Annotated in this window: 6 protein-coding genes; 3 read left to right on the forward strand and 3 right to left on the reverse strand. The window is 74.1% G+C overall.

Annotated features, from left to right (window positions below):
• Both ABD353_RS38615 and ABD353_RS38620 read right to left on the reverse strand, forming a co-directional pair.
• A partial coding sequence (locus ABD353_RS38615) for an AAA family ATPase (RefSeq protein ID WP_344628410.1) occupies window positions 1-862 on the reverse strand: 862 nt, incomplete at its 3' end.
• Window positions 859-2031 carry an exonuclease SbcCD subunit D gene (locus tag ABD353_RS38620; RefSeq protein ID WP_344628411.1) on the reverse strand — a complete coding sequence of 391 codons (1173 nt, stop codon included), beginning with the start codon at window positions 2029-2031 and terminating at the stop codon, window positions 859-861. The genes ABD353_RS38615 and ABD353_RS38620, both read right to left, overlap by 4 nt.
• Before the next feature lie 273 nt (window positions 2032-2304).
• On the opposite strand from ABD353_RS38620, the gene ABD353_RS38625 reads away from it, so the two are divergent.
• Together ABD353_RS38625 and ABD353_RS38630 are read left to right on the forward strand one after the other, a co-directional pair.
• Complete coding sequence (locus ABD353_RS38625) at window positions 2305-2904, forward strand: NUDIX hydrolase (protein ID WP_344628412.1); 600 nt, start codon at window positions 2305-2307, stop codon at window positions 2902-2904.
• Between the two features lie 222 nt (window positions 2905-3126).
• Window positions 3127-3924, forward strand: coding sequence for an SGNH/GDSL hydrolase family protein (locus tag ABD353_RS38630; RefSeq protein ID WP_344628413.1), 798 nt, complete (start codon window positions 3127-3129; stop codon window positions 3922-3924).
• 47 nt (window positions 3925-3971) lie between these two features.
• Here ABD353_RS38630 and ABD353_RS38635 read toward each other — a convergent pair whose 3' ends face one another.
• Window positions 3972-5792 carry an AMP-dependent synthetase/ligase gene (locus ABD353_RS38635; RefSeq protein WP_344628414.1) on the reverse strand — a complete coding sequence of 607 codons (1821 nt, stop codon included), beginning with the start codon at window positions 5790-5792 and terminating at the stop codon, window positions 3972-3974.
• A 366-nt stretch (window positions 5793-6158) separates the two neighbouring features.
• Here ABD353_RS38635 and ABD353_RS38640 point away from each other — a divergent pair.
• Window positions 6159-8165: sensor histidine kinase (locus ABD353_RS38640; RefSeq protein WP_344628415.1), on the forward strand; the 2007-nt coding region annotated here is incomplete at its 3' end.

Consider the following 8165-nt stretch of genomic DNA (forward strand, 5'->3'; position numbering starts at 1 on the left):
CGTCCGCGTCGGCCTGCGCCCGCCGGGCCGCGGCGAGGGCGGCGTCGGCCACGGCCTGTTGCTCGGCGGCCTGGCTGCGCAGGATCGCCGCCCAGCCGAGCACCCCGTCGACCAGGCCGGCGGCGCTCGTCGCGGCGCCGTCCTCGGCGGGCAGCCAGTCGTCCGCGGGTTCGCCGCCCGCGCCGGCGGCCTCGGCGGCCCGGGCGGCCAGGTCGCGCAGGCGCTGCGGGCCGTCGCGGACGGCCGCCTCCTGGCGGAGCCGGCGCTCGGCGAGCCAGCGCTCGACCTGGCCGAACCGCTGGGTGTCGAAGAGCCGGCCGAGCAGTTCGGCGCGCTGCTTGGTGTCGGCCCGCAGGAAACGCGCGAAGTCGCCCTGCGGCAGCAGGACGACCTGGCAGAACTGCTCGCGGCTCATGCCGACCAGACGGCGGATCTCCTCGCCGGCCTCCTGGTGGGAGCGGCTGACGGCCCGCCAGCCGGGGGTGCCGTCGCCAGCGTCTGCGGCCCACTCGCGCAGCAGGGTCTGTGCCTTCTCCGTGGTGGTGCCGGTGCCGCGCAGCTTGGGCCGCTGCTGCTCGGGGCTGCGGGTGATCTCCAGCCGCCGGCTGCCCAGCGTGAGGTCGAGCCGGACCTCGGTGAGCAGGCCGGGCGCGGCGTGGTCGCTGCGCAGCGGGTTGCCCCGGCGGGCGCCGGGCACCTCGCCGTAGAGGGCGTAGCAGACCGCGTCGAGCACGCTGGACTTGCCGGCGCCGGTCGCGCCGCGCAGCAGGAAGAGCCCCGTCGAGGCGAGGCGGTCGAAGTCCACCTCCTCGGTGCCCGCGAACGGGCCGAAGGCGGTGAGGGTCAGCCGGTGCAGCCTCATCGTGCGGCCTCCCGGGCGAGCTCGGCCTCGCGGCGGACGGCCTCGAAGCCCTCGGCGAGCCAGTCGCGCTCGTGCCGGCCGAGGTCGCTGCCGGGCCTGACGTGCCGGACGAAGCCCTCGGCGATCTCCAGGTCGGAGCGCCCGGTGACCCGGGCCGCGTAGGAGGGGTGCGGGTCGCCCTCGGCCGGCTCGGGCTCGAAGAGCAGCTGGAGGGTGTGCGGGAAGCGGCGGCGCAGCGACTCCATCGGCTCGGGGGGCCGGGCGGCGTCCGTGAGGGTGGCCTGCACCCAGCAGTCCTCGGCCCAGGCGTGCTCCTCGGCGGCGAGCAGGTCGGCGAGGCGGCCGCGCAGCCGGGCCAGCGCGCGCGGCTGCGGGCAGTCGATCCGGCGCTCCTCCGCGATCGAGCCGTCGGCGTCCAGCTCGATCAGCCACATGGTCTTGCGGTGGTCGGCCTCGGAGAACGAGTAGGCCAGCGGGGAGCCGCTGTAGCGCAGGTGCGGGGCGAGCCGCTGACTGCCGTGCAGGTGGCCGAGGGCGGCGTAGTGGACGCCGTCGAAGACCGCGGCGGGCACGCTCGCGACCCCGCCGACGGTGATGTCGCGCTCGCTGTCGCTGGGGGCGCCGCCGGTCACGAAGGCGTGCGCGAGGACGACCGCGCGGGTGCCGGCCGGGCGCTCGGCGAGGTCGGCGCGGACGGCGTCCATCGCGGCGCCGAGCACCTGCTCGTGGCCGCCGCGGTCCAGCCCGAAGCGCTCGCGGACCAGCGCCGGCTCCAGGTACGGCAGGCCGTAGACGGCGACCGGGCCGTGCGCGTCGGCGAGCAGCACGGGCTCGGCGCAGCCGTCCGGGTCGGTGCGCAGGTGGATGCCGGCCCGGTCGATCAGCCGGGCGGCGACGCCGAGCCGCCGGGCCGAGTCGTGGTTCCCGCTGATGAAGACCGTCGGCACGCCGAGCCCGGCGAGGCGGACGAGGACGTCGTCGAAGAGCGCGACCGCCTCCAGGCCGGGCAGCGCCCGGTCGTACACGTCGCCCGCGACCAGCACCGCGTCCACCCGCTCCGCCGCGGCCACCGCGACCAGGTGGTCGAGGAAGGCGCACTGGGCGTCGTGCAGGCTCTCCCGGTGGAAGGAACGGCCGAGGTGCCAGTCGGAGGTATGCAGGAGTCGCATGGTCATCGACCATAACGGGCTCCACCGACAGCCCGTGGCCGTGACCTGCGCGACCGATGCCGATCCGTGATCGCGGGCGGACGGTCGGTGACGGGCGGTAGGGTCGCGGCGCGGGCACGGCGGCGTTGCGGGTGTGCCCCGGGCGGCGGCCAGGACTGTTCATCGACCGGATGTTCGGGGAAGATCAACAGTCGGAGCGGGCGGCGGCCCGCCGCACCCGCTCCCCGGCCGCCGACCGGGCGCGCCGGCGGCCCGGGACCGGAGGGGACACGCGTGAACCGCATCGAGTACAGCGCGGAGATCGCCGACCTGCTCGGGAGGGTCCGGCGCCGGCCGATCGCGGGCTGGCCCTGGCGGCCCGGCGAGGACGTGCCGGCCGGGCTGCCGGTCAAGCAGTCCTGGGGCTGGCTGTTCGCCCCGGACGGACGGGTGCTCACCCTGGTCAACCCGAGGGACGGCATCGTCAGCCTGCCCGGCGGCTCGCTGGAGCAGGAGGACGGGGGGGACCCGGCCGCGGCCCTCGCCCGGGAGGCGGGGGAGGAGGCGCAGGCGGTGATCGGCCGCCCCCGGTACCTCGGCTACCTCTACGACCGGGTGGGCTCGGCGAACGGCGGCCACGAGTGCGCCCGCGTCCGGATGGCGGCGGCGCTGCGCCGGGTGGGCCCCTCGCAGCCGGACCCGGCCTCGGGCCGGCACTACCGGCGGCTGCTGGTCGCCCCCGGCCTCGCGGTCGAACTGCTGGGCTGGGGTCCGCAGGGCGTCAGCCAGGCCCGGGCGGCGGTGGCCGCGGCGGTGGCGCACCTCGGGGTGCCGGCCTCGGCGAACGAGACGATCGAGGAGCTCCCGCCGGCCGGCTGCGTGCTCTTCGGGTGACTCCCAGGATCCTTTGACGATCCGTCAATCCCGCTTTCAGAAAAGATTTCCATCGGAATTCCGGATGGCACCGCGGTGACGTGACGGTGCCACATCCGATGCTCCGTCAACAACTTTGGCATGGGCACTATCCGGCGAGGCTACTGCCTGGTATCACAACAGTGTGATCCGGGTCACCCCCACTTCCGGATTGCATTCACCCCCCCACCCGGAGGTTCCCCCATGCCTCGCACCAGAGTCCTGCCCGTCGCGGCCACGGCGCTCGCGCTCTCCCTCGCCACCCTGATCACCGCCACCGACGCCTCGGCCGCCGGAGCACGCTACGTCGCCCTCGGCGACTCGTACTCCGCGGGCGTCGGAGCGGGCAGCTACACCGGTGACAGCGGCAGTTGCAAGCGCAGCACCAATGCCTACCCGTACCTCTGGAAGAACGCCAACGCCCCCACCTCGTTCAGCTTCGTCGCCTGCTCCGGCGCGAAGACCGGCGACGTGCTGAACAACCAGGTCTCCGCACTCAGTTCGAGCACCACCCTGGTGAGCATCACCATCGGCGGCAACGACGCCGGCTTCGCCAGCACCATGCAGACCTGCGTGCTCAACTCCGAGAGCAGCTGCCTGAGCGCGGTGGCGACCGCGAAGTCCTACGCCACCAACACCCTGCCCGGCCAGCTCGACGCGGTGTACTCGGCGATCCGCAGCAAGGCCCCCAACGCGCACGTCGTGGTGCTCGGCTACCCGCACCTCTACAAGATCGGCGGCAGCTGCATCTTCGGGATCGGCGACACCAAGCGCACCGCGATCAACGGCGCCGCCGACACCCTCGACTCGGTCATCGCCAAGCGCGCGGCCAACGCCGGCTTCACCTTCAAGGACGTCCGCAGCATCTTCACCGAGCACGAGATCTGCGGCTCGTCCACCCAGTGGCTCAACAGCACCACGCTGCCCGTCGACGAGAGCTACCACCCCAACAAGGCCGGCCAGTCCGGCGGCTACCTGCCCTCGTTCAGCGCCGCGGCCTGACCCCCACCGGCCCGCCGTGCCCGTGCCCCGCGCGGCGCGGCGGGCCGTCAGGGCGCGTACAGCTCCTCGATGTCCTCCGCGTAGTAGGCCTGGATCGCGCTGCGCCGCATCTTCAGCGAGGGCGTCAGCAGCCCGTCCTCGGCGCTGAACTCCTTGGGCAGCAGCCGGAAGGCGCGGATCGACTCGGCCCGCGAGACGGCGGTGTTGGCCGCCGCCACCGCCCGCTGGATCTCCCCGTGCAGCTCGGTGTCGGCGAGCGCGCCCCACACGTCCAGCTGTTCGCGGCCGCGCAGCTTCAGCCAGTGCGCGAGCGCCTGCGGGTCCAGGGTGACCAGGGCCGCCACGTACGGGCGGTCGTCGCCGACCACCAGGCACTGGGCCACCAGGGGGTGCGAGCGCACCCGCTCCTCCAGGGCGCCCGGGGCGAGGTTCTTGCCGCTGCTGGTGACGATCAGTTCCTTCTTGCGGCCGGTGATGGTGAGGTAGCCGTCCTCGTCCAGTTCGCCGAGGTCGCCGGTGGCCAGCCAGCCCCGGACGAGCGCCGCCTCGGTGCACCGCGGGTGGTTGAGGTAGCCGGAGAAGACCGTGCCGCCGGTCACCCACACCTCGCCGTCGTCGGCGATCGCCACCGCCGCCCCGGGCACCGGCCGGCCCACCGTGCCGAACTTGGGCCGCCCCGGCGGGTTGGCCGTCACCGCGGCGGTGGTCTCGGTCAGGCCGTACCCCTCGTACACCGTCATGCCCGCCCCGGCGAAGAACAGGCCGAGCTCGCGGCCCAGCGTCGAGCCGCCGGACATGATGTTGCGCACCCGCCCGCCGAGCACCGCCCGCAGCCGCTGGTACACCAGCCGGTCGTAGGCGGCGTGCCGCACCCGCAGCGCCGTGTTCGGCCCCGGGCCGTGGCCGAGCGCCTTCCGCTCGCGGGCGGCCGCCCAGGCGACCGCCGTCTCCGCGGCCAGGTCGAACAGCTCGGCCTTGCCGGCCTCCTCCGCCCGCTCCCGGGCGCGCTGGTAGATCTTCTCGAAGACGTACGGCACCGCGTGCAGGAAGGTCGGCCGGAAGGACTCCAGCGCCGGCAGCAGGCTGTCCGTGGTCAGCTGCCCGTGGTGGCCGATCCGGATGCCGCCGCGGACGGCGGCGACCTGCACCATCCGGCCGTAGACGTGCGCCAGCGGCAGGAAGAGCAGGGTGGCCGGCGGCACGCCGCCGGTGTCCCGGAAGATCTCGCCCCAGCCCTCCAGCAGGGCGTCCGCCTCGGCGGTGAAGTTGCCGTGGGTGAGCAGGCAGCCCTTGGGGCGGCCGGTGGTGCCCGAGGTGTAGATGACGGTGGCGATGCTCTCCGCGGTGACCCCGAGCCGCTGGCGGTGCACCAGCGCGTCCGGCACGCCCCGGCCGTCCTCGATCAGCGCGCCGACGCAGTCCCGGTCCAGTTGCCAGATGCCGGTGAGCTCGGGCAGCGCGTCGCAGACCGCGCCGACCGTCATCGCGTGGTCCTCGTGCTCCACCACGCAGGCCACCGCCTGCGTCTCGGCGAGGATCCAGCGGACCTGTTCGGGTGCCGAGGTCGGGTACACCGGCACCGGGATCGCGCCGACCGCCCAGAGCGCGTAGTCGAAGAGCGTCCACTCGTAACAGGTGCCGGACATGACGGCGACCCGGTCGCCGTAGCGCACGCCCCGGGTGAGCAGCCCCTTGGCAAGGGCGAGCACCTCGTCCCGGAACTGGAGCGCCGTCACCGGCTGCCACACCCCGTCCACGAGCCGGGAGAGCTGGATCAGCCCCGGGCTCTGCTCGGCCGTGTCGAACACCGAGTCGGCGAGCCCGCCAGCGGCCGGCTCGGACAGGGCGGGGCTGCTGACCTCGCGCACACCGCCCCCGATCCCCGTCTTCCCCGCGCGGTCGGCCTGCCCGGCCGGCGGACGGATCGGCAGCGAAGCTACCGGATCTCCGGCCGCGCTGCCCAGAGGCCCGGGGACGCCCCGGCGCGATCGGCACCGAGTGCACCCCCCGGTGACAGCGGAGAGCGGTCGCCCGGGGAGCAATCCCGGATCAATCGGACAGGTGCCGGAAGGGATGGCTGCGACCCTTCGAACGGGTGGTCAGCGCGGTGTAGAGTCACGCAGATCCGACGGCCCGGCCCTCCGCCGGGACACCCATGCCCGATCGGGGAGGCGCGACCGCCCGCCCGAACCGCACCCCTGTCCGCGCTTGGCTCCATCCCGACCGAGGACCCCATGCGTCTGCGCAGCAGCTCGATCCGCGCGAAGATCATCGCGCTGCTCATGGTGCCCATCGTGGCGCTCACCGGGCTGTGGGTCTACGCGACCCTGGTCACCACCGGGGACGTCCGCAGCCAGTTCGACGTCAGCTCATCTTTCCATGAACTGGTCAAGCCGGTCGACCAGTACACCCTGGATCTCCAGGAGGAGCGCCGCGCCGCCGTCCTCCGCCTCGCCGACCCCGGCTCGCAGGCCAACAAGGACGCCTACGAGCACGCCCAGGCCGCCACCGACCACAGCCTGCGCGAACTGCGCTACCTCAACGACACCGAGGCGCTCGGCCGGCTCGACGCCCAGCAGCGGACGAAGTACCAGGACATCCTCACCGCCGCCGACCAGCTCTCCGCGATCCGCGGCCAGGCCCTGCGCGACGTCGTCAGCTGGGACCACGAGCTGCTCGCCTACAGCGACCTGGTGGAGACGGTCTTCCCGTTCCGCTCCGCCTTCGCCGGCCGGCAGAGCGGCCAGCTGCCCCGGCAGACCATGCTGCTCACCGAGCTCGTCCGCGCCCGCGAGTACCTCTCCTGCGAGGCCGCCGCGATGCAGGCGCTGCGGGTCACCGACAAGCCCGGCGACGAGATGATCCAGGTGGCGCTGGACAACATGCACTCCCAGCAGGCGCTGTTCAGCGTCTACGCCGGCGAGCTCGACCTCACCGACCAGCGCGACTACGCCGACCTGCGCAGCTCCGACAACTGGATGGCGCTCGCCGCCGCCGAGGCCAACTTCGACTCCTCGGTGCAGCGCGCCGCCGCCGTCCACGCCAACCCCAAGGACCCGTGGCGCGAGTCCGCGACCCCGGTGCTCGCCTCCTACGCCGACCTCAACACCCGGCTCGCCGACCGGATCGGGGAGCGCGCCGAGTCCTACGCGATCAACCAGATCGTCCGCGGCGCCGTCGCCGGTCTGATCGGCCTGCTCGCCGTCGTCCTGTCCATCCTCATCTCCTACCGGATCGGCCGCGGTCACGTCCGCGAGCTGGTGGCGCTGCGCAACGCCGCCCAGGAGCTCTCCGGCACCCGGCTGCCGCAGATGATGGGACGGCTGCGCCGCGGCGAGAGCGTCGACGTCGCGGCCGAGACGCCCGACCTCGAGTTCGGCGCCGCCGAGATCGGCCAGGTCGGCAGGGCCTTCCACGACGTCCAGGTGGTCGCCGTGGAGGCCCTCGTCGAACAGGCCGAACTGCGGCGCGGCGTCGCCGCCGTCTTCGTCAACCTCGCCCGCCGCAGCCAGGTGCTGCTGCACCGCCAGCTCACCCTGCTGGACGCGATGGAGCGCCGCACCGAGGACCCGACCGAGCTGGAGGACCTCTTCCGGCTCGACCACCTCACCACCCGCATGCGTCGCCACTCCGAGGGCCTGATCATCCTCTCCGGCGGCTCGCCCGGCCGCGCCTGGCGCAAGCCCGTCCGGATGGTCGACGTCGTGCGGGCCGCGGTCGGCGAGGTCGAGGACTACGCCCGGGTGATCGTCCGGCCCTTCCCCGGCACCGGCCTGCTCGGCAGCGCGGTCGCCGACGTCACCCACCTCGTCGCCGAACTCATCGAGAACGCCACGGTCTTCTCCCCGCCGCACGCCCAGGTCACGGTGCAGGGCGAGGTCGTCGCGCACGGCTTCTGCCTGGAGATCGACGACCGCGGCCTCGGCCTGAGCGAGCACGCGCTGGAGGAGATCAACCAGCGGCTCGCCGTGGAGCAGGAGTTCGACCTCGCCGACACCGACCGGCTCGGCCTGTTCGTGGTCAGCCGCCTCGCCCGGCGGCACGGCATCCGGGTGCACCTGCGGCCCTCGCCGTACGGCGGCTCCACCGCCGTGGTGCTCGTCCCGCGCGAGCTGCTGGCCGACGCCAACGAGGTGATGGCCGACCAGTTCTCCGGCCGTCCGGCCGCCGAGCCGGCCCGCCCGGCCGCCGGCACCCCCTCGGCCGGAGCGGGGGCCGCGGGGGGCCTCGGCGGGAGCGGG

The sequence above is a fragment of the Kitasatospora arboriphila genome, from assembly GCF_039528095.1.
Taxonomy (GTDB): Bacteria; Actinomycetota; Actinomycetes; order Streptomycetales; family Streptomycetaceae; genus Kitasatospora; species Kitasatospora arboriphila.

Bases quoted from the DNA above. Each gene is read 5' to 3' on its own strand.
- ABD353_RS38620 (WP_344628411.1), bottom strand. From the start codon at position 2,031: ATGCGACTCCTGCATACCTCCGACTGGCACCTCGGCCGTTCCTTCCAC.
- ABD353_RS38630 (WP_344628413.1), top strand. From the start codon at position 3,127: ATGCCTCGCACCAGAGTCCTGCCCGTCGCGGCCACGGCGCTCGCGCTC.